The organism is Rhizobium sp. rho-13.1 (assembly GCF_007000305.1).
Lineage (GTDB): Bacteria > Pseudomonadota > Alphaproteobacteria > Rhizobiales > Rhizobiaceae > Rhizobium > Rhizobium rhododendri.
In genome coordinates, this window is record NZ_SCFL01000001.1 from 606,627 (window position 1) to 626,436 (window position 19,810).

Consider the following 19,810-nt stretch of genomic DNA (forward strand, 5'->3'; position numbering starts at 1 on the left):
TCACAGCCAAACCGGGGCATGAAAATCATCACCCCGGCCGCTATCCAATTGACTCGTCTGCCGTTCCGTGCGGTAACGAACAGACCTAACTATATAAGCGCAATCAACACTAAGCGGCCTCCGAGGTCAATCGATGGCGCTGCGGATAATCATTCATGAACAATAACTGGCTGGCAATCTCGTTGCCATCTTTTATACTCTTCGACATCAAGACTGTCGTTTGCGTTGAACTGGAACTGAGCTGACGATGAGCGATGACACACCCATCCGTACGCCGTTCGATGCGATCGACCTGGACCATCTTCGCCGTCTGGAGGCGCTGGAGGCCTACGACATCCTGGATACCGCGCCCGAGCCGGAATTCGACGATATCGTCTACATCGCCTCTACCGTCTGCAATACCCCGGTATCGCTGGTCAGCCTCGTCGAGGCCGATAGGCAGTGGTTCAAGGCACGGATCGGTTTCGAGCCCGGCGAAACGCCGATCGACCAGTCGGTGTGCGCCCATGCGCTGACGTCGCCGGAACTGCTGGTCATTCCCGACCTCACCCTGGATCCGCGCACCCGGCACAATACGCTCGTTACCCAATCGCCTTTCATCCGCTTTTATGCCGGAGCGCCGCTCATCGTGCCCGGTGGCGCCGTGATCGGCACGCTCTGCGTCATCGATACGGTGCCACGCCCGGAAGGGCTGGACGAAAACCAGCAGAACCTCCTGCGGGCACTGGCGCGCCAGGTGGTGGCCTTCATGGAAACGCGACGCGTATCCCACCGCAAGGACGAACTCTTCCAGCGCCAGAAACGTCTCGCCGCCAGCATCCGCAACAGTGCCAACAAGAACGTCGCCGCCCAGCAGGCCGGACGCATCGGCACCTTTGAAATCGATATCGCCACAAGCCAGGTGCGCGCCTCCGACGAGTTTTGCCGCATCTTCGACGTCCCCCCCGCCGACACCCATCCGACCGCGCTGTTCGAGTCCATGGTCGTGCCGGAAGATCGCCATATCCAATCGAATGAGGCGACCCGCAGGAATGGCGCGGCGCCTGTCGAAGTCGAATACCGGATCCAGACGGCAAACCATGGGACACGGTGGATTTCCCGCCACGCCAAATACCAGTACGACGAAAATGGCAAGCCGATCACCATGTTCGGCATGGTGCAGGACATCACGTCAATAAAACGGGATGCGGCACGCGTCCAGGCGTTGCTCGATCTCGGCGACCGCCTGCGCGAACTCGACGATATCGAGTCCATGGCACTGGCTGCCTCCGACTTGATGGCCAAGGCCCTAGACGCCAGCCGTGCGGGTTTCGGGCTCGTCGACGTCGCCGCTGAAACCCTGATGATCCAGCCGGAATGGCGCGCGCCCGGCGTCGCAAGCCTCGCTGGTCTCCACCATTTCCGCGACTACGGTGATTTCGTCGATGAGCTGAAGGCCGGCCAGACTGTCATCATTACCGACGTCGCGACCGACCCGCGCACTCGCCACAGGGCAGAGGCGCTGCTCGCTATCGGCATCCACGTCCTCGTCAACCTGCCGGTCTTCGACCACGGGCAATTCAAGCTGGCGGTCTTCGTCCACCACGACAGACCGCATGACTGGACGCAGCAGGAAATCGACTTCGTGCGGAGCTTCGGCGACCGCATGCATCTCGCCATCGCCAGGCTCCAGGCGGAGGCCGACCAGGATGTGCTGAACCGGGAGATCGGTCATCGCCTGAAGAACACCTTTGCCATGGTCCAGGCAATCGCCTCGCAGACCCTGCGGCCGATCATCGAGCAGGAGCATGTGCGCAATTTCGAGCGCCGGCTATACGCTCTTAGCTCCGCCCACGATTCGCTTATCACCCAGGACAGCGACGGGGCGGACATCGGCGCAGTCCTCATGCGGACTGCCGAAACCCTCGGTGTCACCGAACGGATCGACGTGCACGGGCCGTCCATCAATTTCGGTCCTCGCAGCACTCTGTCGGTGTCGCTGCTGTTCCACGAGCTGGTGACCAACGCCATGAAGTACGGTGCCCTTTCGAACGAGGACGGCCGTGTCGCGGTCGAGTGGCAGGTGCTCGAGAGCAACGGCAACCGCGTGCTGACGATGCGGTGGACGGAGAGTGGCGGCCCGCCGGTGACAGAGCCTACACGCACCGGTTTTGGTTCAAGGCTGATTAAACGCGGCTTCATGGGAACAGGCGGCGTTACGCAGAGTTACTCAAGCCTGGGCTACTCGGTCGAAATGACCGCCGCGCTTTCACAGCTCCAAAGGGCGAACTGACAGATGGCAGAGACATCGCCGACCAAGAAAATCGTTCTCGTCGTCGAGGATGAACCGCTTTTGCGGATGATGGCGGCAGATCTGGTTGAGCGGGCCGGCTTCGAAGTGATCGAGGCGACCGATGCAGACGAGGCGGTGCATATCCTCGAAACCAGGACCGACATCCGCATCGTTTTTACGGATATCGACATGCCGGGTAGCATGAATGGGATGTTGCTTGCCGCCGCCATCCGCGACCGCTGGCCTCCGATCGACATTATCATCACCTCCGGCCATGCCACTGCCGAAGAGGTCATGATGCCGGCACGCAGCATCTTCTTCTCAAAGCCCTACGACACGACCAAGCTTACCGCGACGCTGCACGCGCTGGCGGCCCGCGTCTACTAGTCTCAGCCGCCAGTGGTGTGCCCGCACCATTATCGTTCAGACATGGCGCCGTGTCACAAACCGGCAGCGGGCTCTTGCAGCAGGCATTGCTCCTTCATACCTTAAGGTCCGGGATCTGACCGACCGCGCAGCGTCGTCGTGCTCCCCCGACCAACAGACTGCCGCGAGGATAAGCCCGTGCCAATTGAAAAACTCCTGCCATCCATAGTCGCCCTACGCTCCAGCATCGCCGAGGACGCCTTCACCGCCTCGACGCTTGGAACCATCCGCGAGGGCAGCGGCGTCGTCATTCGCGACAACGGCCTGGTGCTGACGATCGGCTATCTCATCACCGAGGCGGAAGAGGTCTGGTTGACGCGCAGGGACGGCAAGGTCGTCCCTGCGCACGCCCTCGCCTTCGATCAGGAGACCGGCTTCGGGCTCGTCCAGGCGCTCGGCCCTCTCGACGTACCGGCGCTGCCGATCGGCGATGCGACCGCCACGCAGCTCGGAGATGCGGTCGTGCTCGCAGATGGCCTCGGCAATGCGGTGTCGTCGAAAATCGTCGCCAAGCAGGAATTCGCCGGCTACTGGGAATATCTCCTCGACGAAGCGATCTTCATCTCGCCGGCTCACCCATCCTGGGGCGGCGCTGCCCTGATCGACGAACACGGCAAACTGCTCGGCATCGGCTCTCTGCGGCTGCAGATGAGCCAAGGCGGCAAGGTCGCCGATATCAACATGGTCGTGCCGATCAACCTCCTGGAGCCGATACTCGACGACCTGCTGCACCGCGGCCAGATCGATAAGCCCCCACGTCCATGGCTGGGCGCTTTTTCGGCCGAGAACAACGGTGAAGTCGTGGTGATGAATGTGGCTCCAGGCGGACCGGCTGCGGAAGCAGGCCTGCGTCCCGGCGACATCATCTCGGAAATCCGCGATGCGGAAGTCGATGGGCTGGCAGATTTCTATCGTCAGGTCTGGAACAGCGGACCGGCTGGCGCCGAGATCCCGATGCGCGTGCTGCGCGACGGCCGCGAAGCCTGGCTGCGTGTAAAATCCGCGGATCGCGGCAGCTTTCTCAAGAAGCCGCAGATGCAATAGGCAGATAAACGTCGGCAGCGATCACAGGACCGCTGCCGACATCGTTTTCGTCAGTTGAATTTTCCGCGCCTGGATTTCTTGGCGAGCCGCAGGACATGGTCGTCGGCGATGTCGGCGAGAATGACCGCCACTTCCATCTCACGCCAGCCTGCAGCACTTGCCTCGGCAACGAGGCGCGCAAAAGCGATCTCCATCGCGCTCGCGCAATCGGTCGCGCGTTCGTGATCTTCTTCTGTGGGTTTGGGCGAAATTTGACTATCCATAACTCTACCATGACGCGAAACGGATTGAATGTGAAGTCCCGTTGACTTGATGTCAGACCATATAACCTATCCGTGTGTCATTCTGGGGCCCATTTTTGGGTTCACTTTTTATGCTGCCTCCATGACCCTTCGGCTGTGGCCACCTGTAAAATGAGTTCAGCAGGGAACCATTATTACTACCGTGTGTTGGTTGCCGCTTTACAAGAGACAGCAAATATATAATTCGCTGAAACTCTTGAGCCATCAACGCCATCGGCTGGTGCAGCCACGGCCCATCCGGAGGTGCGAATGCAGCCATCATCGAAAACTGGCCTGTCCGGCCGCTCGCTCGTCGCGCTGGCGTTTCTCAATTTTTTCCTCGCAGATGCCCGCGATGGGCTCGGGCCCTTTCTCGACGGGTTCCTTGCGACCAACGGCTGGAGCCCCATGACGCTGGGGTTCATCGCCACCCTCGGCGGCATCCTCGGCATGGTGGCAACGCCGTTGTTCGGCGCCTGGGTGGATGCATCCAGCCACAAGCGGATGCTGATCATCCTGCCCGTCGTGCTGATCAATGCAGCCGCCGTGTGGACGCTGGTCAGTCCCGGTGATTTTTCGGTGTTCGGCGGCCAGTCGGCCACCGCGGTCGTCGGTGCCATCGTCGGCCCGGCGCTGATGGGACTGACGCTCGGTCTGGTCGGCCAGAGGGCGTTTTCACGCCAGGTGTCGCGCAACGAGTTCTGGAACCACGCCGGCAACGTCGTATCGCTCGCCGGCGTCTATGCAGCCTCGGTGTTCTTCGGCCTCACAGGCATCATCGTGCTGATGGTCGTCACGGCGGTAGCAACCATCATCGCGGTGCTGGCGATCGACCCGGATAAGATCGACAACAGGGTTGCCCGTGGCCTTGGCTCGGAAGACGGCGACGGCAAGGACCAGCCCTCCGGCTACAATGTTCTCATTGGCACCAAGGGGCTAGTGCTGCTGGCGGTGACATTGCTGGTCTTCCATTTCGGCAATGCGCCGATCAGCCGCCTGATTGCCCAGGACTTCTCGCTGCAGCTCGGCACCCCTTTCCGCACCACGGCGATCACTACGGGCGTCTCGCAACTGTCGATGATCGTCATGGCGCTCGCCGCACCGTTTCTGATCCGTCGCTTCGGCCTTGCCACGGTATTCATCCTTGCTCTCTGCGCCCTCCCCATTCGCGGCGCCATCGCCGGCAGTTTCCACGAATTCGCCGTCATCTTCCCGGTCCAGGTGCTGGACGGCATCGGCGCCGGGCTGATCGGCATCGCCACGCCCATCGCTGCGGAGCGCATCCTGTCCGGTAGCGGGCGCTTCAATGTCGGCCTTGCCGCCGTCATGACGGTCCAGGGCATCGGCGCCTCGCTCAGCAACGTCGTCGCCGGCTGGCTGACATCAGAGGGCGGCTATCCGCTGGCCTATTGGGTGCATGGCGGCGTTGCGGCGATTGCTCTTGCGATCTTCATCTACGGTCGCCACAGCATTGCGCCGGAAACACGGGACCGCCGTGGAGTGACAGACGGCGCCACCGCATAGCCTCGCCCTTGACTTCGCAGGCCAACAAGAACATTTTGAGAACAAATTAAAGGGCATACATCATGGCGGCGGAAAAATTCATCATCATTCCATACAAGAAGGTCCGCAATGGCCTGGCTCCCGGCGAAATGCGCCAGGCTTCCAACGCCGCCAGCGCGGAAAAGATCGCGGCTGCCATGTCTGAGCGCTTCGTCGGTGTTGCCGCCTATGCCGTCACCGTCGACGAGGAGACCGGTGACATGACCTCGCCGCGCCTGCTGGCAAAGCACGGGGACATCGCCGAACTCAACCCGTAATCTGTTGCATTATTCTGGATGCATCGCCTCGCGCGGCGCATCTGTCGTCTCAGCGCTTGGCGATCGTCGGGCTTGAAACCTTGTCGCCGATGGCAAGGCCGAGCTTCTTCACGATGCCGCCGTTCAATTCGATGACGTATTTCACCGGCCCGCCGGAATCGATGATGGTCTGCGAATAGGGCACGGCGTTCTCGACAATATGCGTCACACCGCCTGCCGTGTCGACGAACAGCATGTCGAGCGGCAGGACTGTATTTTCCATCCACATCTGCACATGCTGCGCCTTGTCGAAATCGAACAGCATGCCGTGGTCGGCAGCCATCTGGCGACGAAACATCAGGCCGTATTCGCGCTGTGGGCCGCTGACAGCGACCTCGACGGTGAATGTATGGACTGTTCCAGTCTTGCCGGTGATCGTCAGCGTCTCGCTCGCAAAATGCGGCGCCTGCTTGACGACATCTGCGGCATCGGCCGTTGCGGCATGACTAGAGAAAGCCAAAAAAAGCGCCAGAGGGGCGCTTTTCAGGAGAGATGCGAGACGCATGGCCATCAGTGCGACCTGCCGACCGGGCTTGGCGTATCCGGATGGATTTCAGCTGCCATCATGCCCTTGTCGCCCGGTCCGAAACGGACCAGCACCACCTGCCCCGGCCGAAGCTCGGTAAGGCCAAAACGGCGCAATGTTTCCATGTGGACGAAGATGTCCTCCGTCCCCTCGCCGCGCGTCAGAAAGCCAAAACCCTTGGTACGGTTGAACCATTTGACGATAGCACGCTCGAGACCGCTGGTGGCTGTGACCTGCACGTGGGTGCGGGCTGCCGGCATCTGCGAAGGGTGCAGCGCGGTCGACTGGTCCATCGAAAGGATCTTGAAGGCCTGGTAGCCACGCTCGCGGCGCTGGATCAGCGCGACGATCCGCGTTCCCTCGAGGATCGTCTGGTAGCCGTCGCGGCGCAGGCACGTCACGTGCAGCAGCACGTCCTGCATGCCATTGTCCGGAATGATGAAACCGAAGCCCTTGGCAACGTCGAACCACTTGACCAGCCCGGTGATCTCGATGAGATCGACGGCTTCACCCGCCAGATCCTCAAAGTCGGCAATTTCAGTCGATGAAGTCCTGTCACCCATCTTCGCCAGCCCCTTGGATACACGTTACGCTGTTACGGTTAACTGATTCTCGAAATCAAGATTAGCATCTTGGTAACGGAAAAGCGCAAGTCCTGTTTTGTTTATTCTCTGACGCTGATTTGAGCCGCTACACTTGCCTGGGGCTGGCGTTGGTACAGATAAGACTGGACAGATTCACATTAGAAAGGAAATAGAATGCGTTATCTCCACACGATGGTCCGGGTGAAGGATCTCGACGCCGCGCTGCACTTTTACACGACGCTGTTCGGCATGACGGAAATCCGTCGCTACGAGAACGAGAAGGGGCGGTTCACCCTGGTGTTTCTCGCAGCCCGCGACGATCTCGAACATGCCGGCACGCATATGTCGCCCTGCCTCGAGCTCACCTACAACTGGGACACTGAGGACTATGACGGCGGCCGCAACTTCGGTCACCTCGCCTATGAGGTCGATGACATCTATGCGACGTGCCAGAAACTGATGGATGCGGGTGTTATCATCAACCGCCCGCCCCGCGACGGTCACATGGCCTTTGTGCGCTCGCCGGACGGCATTTCCATCGAGATTCTCCAGAAGGGCGACAACCTGCCGAGCACTGAGCCCTGGGCTTCGATGACCAACACGGGCGTCTGGTAGCCCCAGGCTTTCCCGAGGCTTGCAGGAAAGTCGAATGACGGCCTGCAAGCCATCTTGACCCTTGCCGACGGGCAATGGTGCCAGCATGGTCCGGCTATCGAAGCATCACGCATCGAATCGTCGCGGCCTTGTCTCTCTCCCGCCGGCGGATCCACGGCGTCGTCCCTCCTGGACAGCGGTGCTTCTCGAGAGCCAACGCGGGGGACCGATCCTTTGGGCACAGTGCAGACGACTTCAAGCAGACAGTTCCTGCTCCGCGCGACGACAGCCGCTCTATGCTTCGTGATGTTGTCGGGATGCATGACGACCTCGGCCAGGAAGGCCAAGGAACAACAGGTCGCCGACGCGGCCGAGCCCGCGCCGGAAGTAGTGATGCGGACGCCCGGCGAACAACTGGCCGCAGAACTCAACGCCAAGGCGCAGGCACAGGGCCAGAAACCAGGTACCTATCGCGACCCGCAGGTCCGCACCGGCTCCGGCCAGCAGACGGTAGCCCAGCAATCGGCAACCGGCCTCTTCCCCAACGCGCCGATGCCCGCATCACAGGCATCGACCGAGCCCGCCAATATCGGCGGCCTGATCACCCAGCCGACGGCGGTCAACGCCAACCGCTCCAGCATATACGCAGCGCCGCCACCCATCGCCGTCAACCCCGACGGCACGCTGGCACCGGTCTCCACCTATGCAGCGCCGGCCTTGCGCAACGTCTACGCCCTGCCACCGGGAAGCGCGATGCAGCAGACGCAGCCACAGCCGCAGCAACAGCAGCCCATGATGGCGCCGCCATCCGGCCAGTCCTCGAATGCGATGCCCCAGGGTGCGCCGAGGATGGCATCTGCCTCCGCGACCCGCCCGACTGCGGACGCAACACCTTCCCACGTCCTGCCAGCCCCCGGTTCGAAGGGTAGGCATCTCGACAGCCAGGAAGCGCTGATGATGGCGCGCAATCTCGCGTCGGGCGGCAAGAGCACTCCCGCCAACTCGATGATGCCGCCGTCCTCCTCCGGCCTGACCCTGCCGCAAGGCGTCACCCTACCACCGGGCGTGACCTTGACGCCGGGCATGGAAGCCTCGCTGAAGTAGCCTGCTGCCCGGTCAAAGCCTGCGCCCCACACACCTGCAACGACATCCGAAAGCCCCTGCAACCCGCTGTTTCCGCCCGTTAATCGCTTCATGCCGAAACGACGATATAGAGCTCTATTTTTTTCGGGAAAAAGCAAATTCCCGGCTTGCAGGATCTGAAACGCCCCCCTATAAGGGCGCCACAAGTTATGCGCCCTTCGTCTATCGGTTAGGACGACAGATTTTCATTCTGTAAAGAGGGGTTCGACTCCCCTAGGGCGTACCACTTGTTTTTCTCTTCAGTGACGACCAATGTTTGCCATGGCAGCCGCCGTGAGCACTTGCTTCCACGTAATCGGCCTTGCCGTCAGAACATCGGATTGTCTTGCCGCAACGAGCGCTCATGTCCCCGAGGCCTGTTACGCACGGCAAATCGCGGACCTCCAAACGCCTCTCAAAAAACCGCTTTTCATTGTGGATTTGTGACGATTTTGCGCTTGCGGGATACGAATGGCCTGACTATAAGGGCGCCACAGTGATTGCGCCCTTCGTCTATCGGTTAGGACGACAGATTTTCATTCTGTAAAGAGGGGTTCGACTCCCCTAGGGCGTACCACTGCTTTCCCCCGAACTTCGAAATTGACTGATTAGGCGCCTTGCGTCAGGCAACCTGCGTCACGGCGCCTTGGCGGCATCGGTGACGCGGAGCTGGACGCGGCGGGCGCCTTGCCAGTGGTCGGCACCCAGCGTTCCCGCGACGTGCAGCTGTGCCCCACGTGAACCGAGCAGCAGGTCGCCGAGCGGCGTTTCCGCGGCGCGGAACGCAATGCCTTCCAGACGGCCGCCATCCATCGCTTCCAGCGTCACCTTGATATGGTTTTGCCCGACCAGTCGCGAATCGCGCAGGCGATGGCTGGGGATGGCAAAGATCGGCTGCGGGTGGCCGGAGCCAAAGGGTCCCGCCGTTTCCAGCTGATCGACAAGCTCGACCGTTGCGCCGCTCGCCCCGAGCGCCCCGTCGATCTTCAACGTCGAATCGGCGACGAGCCCGAACACCTGTTTTTCGGCGCGCTCGGCAAAGAAAGTCCGCAGCTTGCCGAGGTTGGCGCGTTCGACCGTCAGGCCGGCAGCCATCGCATGACCGCCGCCCTTGACGAGCAGCCCGGCATCGACGGCGGCGCGCACCATCTTGCCCATGTCGAAGCCGCTGATCGAACGGCCGGAGCCGGTGCCCTTGCCCTGCGAATCAAAGGCGATGGCAAAGGCCGGCCGGCGGAAGGAATCCTTGAGACGCGACGATATCAGCCCGACGATGCCCGGATGCCAGTTGTCATGGGCGGTGACGATGACCGCAGCGCCCTCGCCGTTGCCATATTCGGCCAGCGCTTCCGCCTCGGCCTCCTTCAGCATGACGGCTTCCATCGCCTGTCGCTCGCGGTTCAGCTCGTCGAGCCTCTCGGCAATGACGTCGGCTTCCGATGCATCCTCCAATGTCAGTAGCCGGCTACCGAGCGCGGCATCGCCGATACGTCCGCCGGCGTTGATGCGCGGGCCGATCATGAAGCCGAAATGGTAGGGCGTAACGGGGCCGCCGAGCCCCGCCTTGCGGAACAGCGCCGCCAGCCCCGGATTGGACTGATGGCGAGCGGCCAGCAGGCCCTTGACCACATAGGCGCGGTTCAGCCCCTTCAGCGGCACCACGTCGCAGACTGTGGCAAGCGCTACGATATCGAGCCAGGCCAGCAGGTCGATATTGCCTGCCCTGAGATCGCCGGATTGGCGCAGCAGCCGCAACGTCGCCACCAGCACCAGGAAGACCACGCCGGCAGCGCAGAGATGGCCCTGCCCCGACAGATCGTCCTCCCGGTTCGGATTGACCAGCGCATGGCAATGCGGCAGCGCGTCGCCGACCTGGTGGTGGTCGATGACAACGACGTCGATGTTCCGGGCCTTGGCAGCATCCAGCGATTCGAAGCTGGTCGAGCCGCAGTCGACTGTGACGATCAGCCGGGCACCGTTGTCGATCAGCTGGTTGATTGCTGTCGGGTTCGGGCCGTAGCCTTCGAAGATCCGGTCGGGGATATAGATGGTCGCGGGCACGTCGAAGTGCCGCAGGAATTTGTACATCAGCGCCGAGGAGGCCGCACCGTCGACATCGTAGTCGCCGAATACAGCGACACTCTCGCCGGTCTTGACCGCCTGCAGCAGCCGCTCGGCAGCCTTCTCGCAATCCGTCAGCCGGTGCGGGTCGGGCATCAGGCCGCGAATTGTGGGGTCGAGAAAGGCCATCGCCTCGTCGAGACCGACGCCACGGCCGGCGAGCACGCGGGCGATCAGGTCCGCCATCCCGTGGGTCTGGGCCATCGCCAGCGCCCGGTTCTGGCCCGCCTGGTCGAGCCGCGACACCCAGCGATTGCCGCCGGCCGAACGTTCCACCCCCAGAAATGCCCGCTGTACCGGGTCTGCCGCTTCGATCGGTCCCATCAGATTGGCCGGATCCGTTCTTTCATCCGCCGAAGCCCGCCATCAGGGAGCGGCTTCGCGTGCTTTCGGTGCAGATTATCGCAAGCAGGAGGCGCGTCCACGGAAATTGCGGTTGCCTCACTGCTCGTGCTTCGGACGCTCGATGCGGATGACCTGCGGTTCGCCGACCAGATAGCCATCGGTCTTGATCGCCGCCACCGCCTTGCGCACCGAATCCTCCATGGTCGCATGGGTGACGAGTATGATGGTCTGCTGGTCGGAGGGCGAGACGTGCTGCTTGGAGCGCTGGACGATCGATTCCAGCGATATGTGGTTTTCCGCCATGTGGCCGGCGATGCTCGCAAACACGCCGGTGCGGTCCTGCACGCTGAGGCGAATGAAGTAGCCGCCCTCGTGGCTCTGCATCTGCGCCTTGCGGTAAGGCTCGAGCGACTTGGCGGGATGGCCGAGCACGGGGACGCGCTGCGTGCCGGGCTGGCTCTTGGCGATGTCGGCGATATCGCCGAGCACGGCCGATGCCGTGGCATTGCCGCCGGCGCCGGGGCCGACCATCAGCAGTTCGCCGAGAATATCAGATTCGATCGCCACCGCATTGGTCACGCCGTCAACCTGGGCAATGACCGAATCGAGCGGCACCATGGTCGGATGAACGCGCTGCTCGATGCCGGTCTCGGTGCGCTGGGCAACGCCGAGCAGCTTGATCCGGTAGCCGAGATCGGCGGCAGCCCGGATATCCTCGATGGAGATGTTGGAGATGCCCTCGAGATAGATGTCGTCGGCGGCAAGCCGGTTGCCGAAGGCGAGCGTCGTCAGGATCGCCAGTTTATGCGCCGTATCGTTGCCGTCGATGTCGAAGGCCGGATCGGCCTCGGCGTAGCCGAGCCGCTGGGCTTCCTTCAGGCAATCGGCAAACGACAGGCCTTCCTTCTCCATCCGTGTCAGGATGTAATTGCAGGTGCCGTTCATGATGCCGTAGATGCGCGAAATCGTGTTGCCCGTGAGCGACTCGCGCAAGGCCTTGATGACCGGAATGCCGCCGGCAACGGCCGCTTCGAAGTTCAAAAGCGTGCCCTTCTCCTCGGCGATCTCGGCAAACTCGACGCCGTGATAGGCGAGCAGCGCCTTGTTGGCGGTGACCACATGCAGACCGCGCGCCAAGGCCGCGCGCACCGACGCATTGGCCGCACCCTCTGAGCCGCCGATCAATTCGACGAAGACATCGATATCGGCCTTGTGGGCGAGATCGACCGGACCGTCGAACCACTCGACGCCATCGAGATCGATGCCGCGATCCTTGCTGCGATCCCGTGCCGAGACGGCGACGATCTTGATCGGGCGGCCGCAGGTGGCCGTGAGCTCGGCGCTGCGCTGCTGAATGATACGGACAAGCGAGGCACCAACGGTGCCCAAGCCCGCAATGCCGATTTTGAGGGCATCTGCCATGATCGATCCTGATATGTCACGAAGCGGCAGCCGCATGGCGGCTGCCCTTGAAGTTAGCGGTGGGCGTTGAGCGAGATCACATTGTGCATGGTCTCGTCTGCCGTCGATAGAAAGCGTTTCAGATTGCGCGCCGCCTGTCGGATGCGGTGTTCGTTTTCCACCAGCGCGATGCGGACATAGTCGTCGCCCATCTCGCCGAAACCGATACCGGGTGCAACAGCGATATCGGCCTTCTCGACCAGCAGCTTGGAGAACTCCAGGCTGCCGAGATGGCGAAACTTCTCGGGGATCTTTGCCCAGGCGAACATCGTTGCGGCCGGTGGCGGAATTTCGAAGCCGGCCTTACCAAAACTGTCGACCAGCACGTCGCGGCGGCGCTTGTAGATCGAGCGCACTTCGGCGATGTCGGAACCGTCGCCGTTCAGCGCGTGGGTTGCCGCCACCTGGATCGGCGTGAATGCGCCGTAGTCGAGGTAGGATTTAACACGCGTCAGCGCTGCAACCAGCCGCTCGTTGCCGACGGCAAAGCCCATGCGCCAGCCGGGCATGGAGAAGGTCTTCGACATCGAGGTGAACTCGACGGCGACATCGATAGCGCCGGGCACTTCGAGGACCGAAGGCGGCGGGGCGTTATCGTCAAAATAGATTTCCGAATAGGCGAGATCCGACAGCACGATGATGTCGTGTTTCTTCGCAAAAGCGATGACGTCCTTGTAGAAATCCAGCGTCGCGACATAGGCGGTCGGATTGGACGGATAGTTGAGGATCAGCGCGATCGGCTTCGGGATGGAGTGCTTGACGGCCCGCTCCAGCGGCGGAAAGAAGCTTTCGTCCGGCTCGACCGACATCGAGCGAATAACGCCGCCGGCCATCAGGAAGCCGAAGGCATGGATCGGATAGGTCGGGTTCGGGCATAGGATCACATCGCCGGGCGCAGTGATCGCCTGCGCCATGTTGGCAAAGCCTTCCTTCGAGCCGAGCGTCGCCACGACCTGCGTATCCGGGTTGAGCTTGACGCCGAAACGACGGGCATAATAGCCGGCCTGCGCACGGCGCAGCCCCGGGATACCCTTCGACGAAGAGTAGCGATGGGTACGCGGATCCTGGACGGCTTCGCAGAGCTTGTCGACGATCGACTGCGGTGTCGGCAGATCGGGGTTGCCCATGCCGAGATCGATAATGTCGGCACCGCCCGCTCGTGCGCTGGCCTTCAAACGGTTGACCTGTTCGAAGACGTACGGCGGCAGGCGACGGACTTTATGAAACTCTTCCATTTCTTTCCCCATGGGACGGCGGTGATCGAGGCGGCAATGAAGTTCGTGTGTCTCCGGGCAGCCGCGATACGAACCTCAGGATCGCGGCGCCATATTCTCGTTTGACGCGAGTGATGCGGTGAATTTGGGGCGAGCACGGCACACTTGCCGCCTCAAACCCGAACGATACATGCAAACGCTTCTTGATTGAACCCTTTGCGTGCAAATGGGCTTTTGCGCAAGGTTACTTTTGGAGATCCGAGAGCGTCTGCTGCTGTTCGGCTGCCAGCTTGCGCATTTCCGCGACCTTGGCATCGTACTGCGCCTGCGTCAGCGCGCCGGAATCGCGCGCAGCGCCGGCGGCCGTCAGCTGCTTGCGGATATCCAGCGCCTGCGGATCGGCGATCTGGACGTTGGCGGACGTGAGCGGGCCGTTGAAGGTAGGATAGCCGTCCTTGCCGTATTCGAGCGTCTTGACGGCGGGTTCGCCCTTGCCTGTCTTCATCACCACGGCTGTCGGGGCTGCGCGCTTGCGAGCGTCTTCCGCCTGCTTTTCGGCAATGGTCTTGCAGCCGGTCAGTGTCAGCGCAACGAGCCCGAGGACCACGGAATACCGGTAGAAACTTGCCACTATGCCGCTGCCTATCATCATTATCCTGCCCGGTCCCGCATTGCCCGGAACGACTGTTAAATTCGTCGTCGCAGCAAAGCAAGAGCAGGCGTGCCTGTCATTGGAACTTGTATTCCATTTCCCGGGCGATGTACAAACGGAAATGAGAGCAGCACCGCCGCCGGAGAATGACGCGTGAGCGACAGCAAACGGGACGATAGCAAGGGCGAACCGGCCAAATCCGCGTTCGACGCGGCGTCGGCGGATCCCTATATCGTCAAGGATCCGGAGACGATGGCGTTGAATTTCGCCCGTGCCCTGGAGAATCTCGGCAAGGCTGCGTCCGCCTGGCTGGCCCCGCGCGAACGTGGCGAGCGGGTCGAAGGCAATGATTCGATGACCGATATGGTCAAGACGCTGTCGACGGTTTCGGATTACTGGATGTCCGACCCGCAGCGCAGCTTCGAGGCGCAGACCAAGCTCTTGTCCGGCTATTTCGGCCTGTGGACGCAATCGATGCAGCGGCTGTCGGAACCGCCGGGCGAACCGCCACCACAAGCGCCGATCAAAGACAAGCGGCTCTCCGGCGACGACTGGCAGAGCAATCCGTTCTTCGACTTCCTGCGCCAGACCTACCTCGTGACTTCCGACTGGGCGGACACGCTGGTGACTGGGGCCGAAGGGCTCGACGCGCATACACGCCACAAGGCCTCGTTCTATGTCAGGCAGATCATGGCGGCGATCTCGCCCGCCAATTTCATCGCCACCAACCCGCAGCTCTATCGCGAGACCGTCGCCTCGAATGCGGAGAACCTTGTGCGCGGCATGAAGATGCTGGCCGAGGACATCGGTGCCGGCGGCGGCGACCTGAAGCTGCGCCAGACCGATCTCAGCCACTTCGCCATCGGCCGCAACCTGGCGATGACACCGGGCAAGGTGGTGGCCGAGAGCGAGATCTGCCAGATCGTCCAGTACGAGCCGGCAACCGAGACGGTCTTCAAACGTCCACTGCTGATCTGCCCGCCCTGGATCAACAAGTTCTACATCCTCGACCTCAACCCGGAAAAATCCTTCATCAAGTGGTGCGTCGACCAGGGCCACTCGGTTTTCGTCATTTCCTGGGTCAACCCGGATGCCCGCCATGCGGAGAAGGATTGGGCAGACTACATTCACGAAGGCATAGACTTCGCACTGGACGCGATCGAAGAAGCGACCGGCGAAACCGAGGTGAACGCGATCGGCTATTGCGTCGGCGGCACGCTGCTGTCCTCGGCACTGGCGCTGCACGCGGCTGAAGGCGTCGAGCGCGTCAAATCCCTGACCCTCTTGACCTCACAGGTCGACTTCACCCATGCTGGCGATCTCAAGGTCTTCGTCGACGAGGACCAGCTGCAGGCGCTGGAGAAGCAGATGAGCCTGTCCGGCTATCTCGACGGCTCGAAGATGGCGACGGCATTCAACATGCTGCGCGCCTCGGAGCTCATCTGGCCCTATTTCGTCAACAACTACCTGAAGGGCCAGGAACCCCTGCCCTTCGACCTGCTCTACTGGAATGGCGATTCGACCCGCATGGCAGCGGCCAATCACCTTTTCTACCTGCGCAACTGCTATCTCGACAACACGCTGAGCCAAGGCCGCATGGTGATCAACGGCAAGACGCTATCGCTCCAGGACGTCACCATCCCCGTCTATAACCTCGCAACCCGCGACGACCATATCGCACCGGCGAAATCGGTTTTTGTGGGCGGCTCGTTCTTCGGCGGCCCGGTCGATTTCGTGGTCGCCGGCTCCGGCCATATCGCCGGCATCGTCAATCCGCCGGAAAGGCGCAAGTATCAGTTCTGGTCCGAGGGTCCTTCGGGCGAAGACTTCGACGGCTGGATGGCCGGCGCCAGGGAGACCGCCGGCTCCTGGTGGCCGCACTGGCAGACCTGGATCGAGACACGCGACGCAACAAGGGTCGCCCCCCGCATCCCCGGTAGCCATTCGCCGGTCCCGCTCGAGCCGGCGCCCGGCTCGTTTGTGATGCAGAAGACCTGACGGGCCTGCTTCACAAGACCTGACGGCCAACGGCCACCTCCCCATAGAGTATCGCAATGCTGTTCGAACGCCCCCTCGTGCCGGCCCGGCTCATTGCCCGCTACAAGCGCTTTCTCTTCGACGCCGAACTGGAGAGCGGCGGCATCGTCACCGGTTTCTGCCCCAACACCGGCTCGATGCGCGGCCTGACGACGCCGGGGTCGCGCATCTGGCTCTCCGAGCACGACAGCCAGACGCGTAAATACCGTTATGTCTTCGAGTTGATCGAGGCTGACGGTACGCGGGTGGGCGTCAACACCGCCTTGCCAAACCGGCTGGCCGAAGAGGCCATCCGCGCCGGACTGGTCGCCGATCTCGGCACCTATCCCGATCTGCGCCGCGAGCAGAAATACGGGCGCAATTCGCGTATCGACATGCTTCTGGCAGGCCCCGGCAAGGCGCCAGCCTATGTCGAGGTCAAGAACGTCCACTTCGCCCGCACGCCCGGCCTCGCCGAGTTTCCGGATTCGGTGACTTCCAGGGGTGCAAAGCACCTGGAGGAACTCGGCGACATGGTGGAACTCGGTCACCGGGCGGTGATGCTCTACGTCATCCAGCGCGATGATTGCACCCGCTTCCGGATCTGCGATGACCTCGATCCGCAGTACGGGCGCGCCTATCTCAGGGCCCGCCAGCGCGGCGTCGAGGCCTTTGCGCTCAAATGCTCTATATCGCCGCTCGAAATCACGGCCGCATGATTGATCCCCATGGACGAACCCGGCATAGCTGCACTACAAACTCAAACGGCAATTCTAGACTGAAGGCATATCATGGTGAACTATATCGAAGCAGCGACGGCATCGCCGAAGAATACCGGCGCGATCCGTCTCTACGGAGACGATGCTTTTGCCGGCATGCGCAAGGCCTGCCAGCTGACGGCACGCTGCCTCGACGAAATGGCTGCTCTCATCGTTCCGGGCGTCGCCACCGACGTGCTCGACCGCTTCGTCTTCGAATTCGGCATGGACCACGGCGCCTACCCGGCGACGCTGAACTATCGCGGCTATACCAAGTCGAGCTGCACCTCGATCAACCACGTCGTCTGCCACGGCATTCCCAACGACAAGGGCCTGCGCGAAGGCGATATCGTCAACATCGACGTCACCTACGTGCTCGATGGCTGGCATGGCGATTCCAGCCGCATGTACCCGGTCGGTGTCATCAAGCGTTCGGCCGAACGACTGCTCGAGGTCACCTATCACTCGCTAATGCTCGGCATCGCGGCGGTCAAGCCGGGCGCCCGCATCGGCGCCATCGGCGAGGCGATCCAGACCTATGCCGAGGGTGAGCGCTGCTCGGTGGTGCGCGATTTCTGCGGCCACGGCGTCGGCAGCCTGTTTCACGATTCGCCCAACATCCTGCATTACGGCCGTGCCAGCGACGGCCCCGAGATGCGCGAAGGCATGATATTCACCATCGAGCCGATGATCAATCTCGGCAAGCCGCACGTCAAGGTGCTTGCCGATGGCTGGACAGCCGTGACGCGCGACCGCTCGCTTTCGGCCCAGTACGAACATACCGTCGGCGTTACCTCGACCGGCTGCGAGATCTTTACGCTGTCGCCCGCCGGGCTCGATCGGCCGGGCCTTCCTCCTTATCAAGGGTGAACCATGGCCAAGCGCCCCGGTCCGGAAAACGGACATGGCGAGAGATCACCAGACAGCGAGGCCATACCGGGCGATAGCGAACCGGCGCTGTTCGACGAACGGATGTTCTTTGCCGAGCAGCCGGCCAAGACAGCCCAGATGCGAAAACCCATCGAGCTTCAAAAGCCCGACCCCATGGCCCATGTCCATGGTCATCGCGAACGGCTGCGGACGCGCTACCGCGAAAATGGCGATGCGGCGCTGGCCGACTACGAGATCCTCGAACTGCTGCTGTTCCGGCTGATCCCGCGCCGCGACACGAAGCCCATCGCCAAGGCGCTGATCGACCGCTTCCAGACGCTGGGCGGCGTTATGGGCGCGCCAGTTGCGCTGCTGCAGGAAGTCAACGGCATCGGCGAGGCGGTGGCGCTTGATCTCAAGCTGATGGCCTCGGTCGCCCAGCGAATGCTGAAAAGCGAGATCCGTGGCAAGAAGGTGCTGGCCTCCTGGTCCTCCGTCATCGACTACTGCCACAGCGCCATGGCCTGCGAAACCCGAGAGCAATTCCGCATCCTGTTCCTCGACAAGCGCAACACGCTGATCGCCGACGAGGTGCAGGGACGCGGCACCGTCGACCACACGCCGGTCTACCCGCGCGAGGTCGTCAAGCGGGCGCTGGAGCTATCGGCAACGGCGATCATCCTCGTCCACAACCATCCCTCCGGCGACCCGACCCCGTCGCGCGCCGACATCGACATGACCAAGACCATCGTCGATACGGCCAAGCCGCTCGGCATCGTCGTCCACGACCACATCATCATCGGCAAGGACGGCCATGCGAGCTTCAAGGGGTTGCGGCTGATCTGAGGTCAGCAGCGCCCTCGCCTGCGCCCACGTTTCGGCGTGCCCTGTCACGATTTCATCATAGTTTCTTCAGGTGGCTGTCAGTCTGGTCTGGCAGAACGACGACACTGCAGATCGCGGCATCCCCGGATGCTCGAGACGTGCGGGAGTTCGATCGCTTTACCCCGCCAGGCCGCTCCGGCCGGCGCCCGGAGATACCATGCTGACAGCAGCTTCGCCGCGCCGCTTTTCATCCCTTCGCCTGATGGCGCGGGGATTTTTCATGTATGGGGTCCTGCCCCTGCTCGCCCTGATCGGCGGCTTCTATGCTCATATGATCGCCACCACGAATTTCCATCCGGTCATTTCAGGCGAACTCTACCGTTCGTCGCAGCCTTCCGCCGCCACGATTGCCGCACTGCAGAAGCAGTATGGCATCAAGACGATCATCAACCTGCGCGGCGAAAATGCTGGCCATGGCTGGTACGATGCCGAAGTCGCCGAGGCCAAGGAACTCGGTATCAACCACATCGACTTCCGCATGTCCTCGCGCCACGAACTGACGCAGGAGCAGGCGGCAACACTGGTGCAGCTGATGCGCGATGCACCGAAGCCGCTTCTGATCCATTGCCAGGCCGGCGCCGACCGCACGGGTCTTGCCACCGCCCTCTATCTTGCAGCGATCGACAAGACTACCGAGAAGGTCGCCGAAGGCCAGATGTCGATCATCTACGGCCACGTCTCGCTGCCGATCAGCGCCGCCTATCCGATGGACGAGACCTTCGAAAAGCTCGAACCCTGGCTCGGCCTCTCCAATTCGTGATTGTCCGCCGTTAGACAATC

General features: G+C 62.1%; 19 protein-coding genes and 2 tRNA genes. 14 read left to right on the top strand and 7 right to left on the bottom strand.

The window, feature by feature from the left end; genetic code table 11:
* The first annotated feature begins 247 nt into the window (after positions 1-247).
* The 3 genes from EQW76_RS03165 (at position 248) to EQW76_RS03175 (ending at position 3,742) form a co-directional block, all read left to right on the top strand.
* Positions 248-2,272, top strand: a complete 2,025-nt coding sequence (locus tag EQW76_RS03165; protein WP_142823015.1) for a GAF domain-containing protein — start codon at positions 248-250, stop codon at positions 2,270-2,272.
* A 3-nt stretch (positions 2,273-2,275) separates the two neighbouring features.
* Complete coding sequence (locus tag EQW76_RS03170; RefSeq protein WP_142823016.1) at positions 2,276-2,659, top strand: response regulator; 384 nt, start codon at positions 2,276-2,278, stop codon at positions 2,657-2,659.
* Between the two features lie 177 nt (positions 2,660-2,836).
* Positions 2,837-3,742, top strand: coding sequence for a S1C family serine protease (locus tag EQW76_RS03175; RefSeq protein ID WP_142823017.1), 906 nt, complete (start codon positions 2,837-2,839; stop codon positions 3,740-3,742).
* 50 nt (positions 3,743-3,792) lie between these two features.
* On the opposite strand, the gene EQW76_RS03180 is transcribed toward EQW76_RS03175, so the two are convergent.
* Positions 3,793-4,005, bottom strand: a complete 213-nt coding sequence (locus tag EQW76_RS03180) for a hypothetical protein (protein ID WP_142823018.1) — start codon at positions 4,003-4,005, stop codon at positions 3,793-3,795.
* Between the two features lie 288 nt (positions 4,006-4,293).
* Between EQW76_RS03180 and EQW76_RS03185 the strand changes: the two genes are divergently transcribed.
* Both EQW76_RS03185 and EQW76_RS03190 read left to right on the top strand, forming a co-directional pair.
* Complete coding sequence (locus EQW76_RS03185; protein ID WP_142823019.1) at positions 4,294-5,547, top strand: MFS transporter; 1,254 nt, start codon at positions 4,294-4,296, stop codon at positions 5,545-5,547.
* A gap of 59 nt (positions 5,548-5,606) precedes the next feature.
* Positions 5,607-5,843: a hypothetical protein gene (locus tag EQW76_RS03190; protein ID WP_111221779.1), complete on the top strand. Its 237-nt coding sequence runs from the start codon at positions 5,607-5,609 to the stop codon at positions 5,841-5,843.
* Positions 5,844-5,892: 49 nt separating this feature from the next.
* Here the strand turns inward: EQW76_RS03190 and EQW76_RS03195 are convergent, their stop codons facing one another.
* Entirely contained in the window at positions 5,893-6,393 is a 501-nt protein-coding gene (locus EQW76_RS03195; protein ID WP_142823020.1) for a DUF192 domain-containing protein, read from the bottom strand.
* Complete coding sequence (locus tag EQW76_RS03200) at positions 6,393-6,971, bottom strand: cold-shock protein (protein WP_142823021.1); 579 nt, start codon at positions 6,969-6,971, stop codon at positions 6,393-6,395. The genes EQW76_RS03195 and EQW76_RS03200 overlap by 1 nt, the downstream gene beginning before the upstream one ends.
* Before the next feature lie 195 nt (positions 6,972-7,166).
* On the opposite strand from EQW76_RS03200, the gene gloA reads away from it, so the two are divergent.
* The 4 genes from gloA to EQW76_RS03220 all read left to right on the top strand — a co-directional run bounded on the left by gloA (position 7,167) and on the right by EQW76_RS03220 (position 9,285).
* Positions 7,167-7,607 carry a lactoylglutathione lyase gene (gene gloA / locus EQW76_RS03205; RefSeq protein WP_142823022.1) on the top strand — a complete coding sequence of 147 codons (441 nt, stop codon included), beginning with the start codon at positions 7,167-7,169 and terminating at the stop codon, positions 7,605-7,607.
* A 300-nt stretch (positions 7,608-7,907) separates the two neighbouring features.
* Positions 7,908-8,690: a hypothetical protein gene (locus EQW76_RS03210; protein WP_202617100.1), complete on the top strand. Its 783-nt coding sequence runs from the start codon at positions 7,908-7,910 to the stop codon at positions 8,688-8,690.
* Positions 8,691-8,880: 190 nt separating this feature from the next.
* A tRNA-Glu gene (locus EQW76_RS03215) sits at positions 8,881-8,955 on the top strand.
* Positions 8,956-9,210: 255 nt separating this feature from the next.
* Positions 9,211-9,285: transfer RNA gene (locus EQW76_RS03220), tRNA-Glu, on the top strand.
* Between the two features lie 59 nt (positions 9,286-9,344).
* Here the strand turns inward: EQW76_RS03220 and recJ are convergent.
* The 4 genes from recJ to EQW76_RS03240 all read right to left on the bottom strand — a co-directional run bounded on the left by recJ (position 9,345) and on the right by EQW76_RS03240 (position 14,498).
* On the bottom strand, positions 9,345-11,153 hold the full coding sequence (gene recJ / locus EQW76_RS03225) for a single-stranded-DNA-specific exonuclease RecJ (RefSeq protein ID WP_142823023.1): 1,809 nt from the start codon (positions 11,151-11,153) through the stop codon (positions 9,345-9,347).
* Positions 11,154-11,270: 117 nt separating this feature from the next.
* Complete coding sequence (locus EQW76_RS03230) at positions 11,271-12,596, bottom strand: homoserine dehydrogenase (RefSeq protein ID WP_142823024.1); 1,326 nt, start codon at positions 12,594-12,596, stop codon at positions 11,271-11,273.
* 53 nt (positions 12,597-12,649) lie between these two features.
* Positions 12,650-13,870 carry an LL-diaminopimelate aminotransferase gene (locus EQW76_RS03235; protein ID WP_142823025.1) on the bottom strand — a complete coding sequence of 407 codons (1,221 nt, stop codon included), beginning with the start codon at positions 13,868-13,870 and terminating at the stop codon, positions 12,650-12,652.
* 223 nt (positions 13,871-14,093) lie between these two features.
* Entirely contained in the window at positions 14,094-14,498 is a 405-nt protein-coding gene (locus tag EQW76_RS03240; RefSeq protein ID WP_142823592.1) for a hypothetical protein, read from the bottom strand.
* A 156-nt stretch (positions 14,499-14,654) separates the two neighbouring features.
* Here EQW76_RS03240 and phaC point away from each other — a divergent pair, with 156 nt between their 5' ends.
* From phaC to EQW76_RS03265, 5 genes are all read left to right on the top strand, one after another.
* Positions 14,655-16,499 carry a class I poly(R)-hydroxyalkanoic acid synthase gene (gene phaC / locus EQW76_RS03245; protein WP_142823026.1) on the top strand — a complete coding sequence of 615 codons (1,845 nt, stop codon included), beginning with the start codon at positions 14,655-14,657 and terminating at the stop codon, positions 16,497-16,499.
* A 56-nt stretch (positions 16,500-16,555) separates the two neighbouring features.
* Positions 16,556-17,236: a DNA/RNA nuclease SfsA gene (sfsA, locus tag EQW76_RS03250; RefSeq protein WP_142823027.1), complete on the top strand. Its 681-nt coding sequence runs from the start codon at positions 16,556-16,558 to the stop codon at positions 17,234-17,236.
* Positions 17,237-17,308: 72 nt separating this feature from the next.
* Positions 17,309-18,145, top strand: coding sequence for a type I methionyl aminopeptidase (map, locus tag EQW76_RS03255; protein WP_142823028.1), 837 nt, complete (start codon positions 17,309-17,311; stop codon positions 18,143-18,145).
* 102 nt (positions 18,146-18,247) lie between these two features.
* Positions 18,248-18,991: a DNA repair protein RadC gene (gene radC / locus EQW76_RS03260; protein ID WP_244616926.1), complete on the top strand. Its 744-nt coding sequence runs from the start codon at positions 18,248-18,250 to the stop codon at positions 18,989-18,991.
* A gap of 241 nt (positions 18,992-19,232) precedes the next feature.
* A complete protein-coding gene (locus EQW76_RS03265) occupies positions 19,233-19,790 on the top strand; it encodes a dual specificity protein phosphatase family protein (protein WP_142823593.1) in 558 nt (185 codons plus the stop codon).
* Positions 19,791-19,810: the final 20 nt, after the last annotated feature.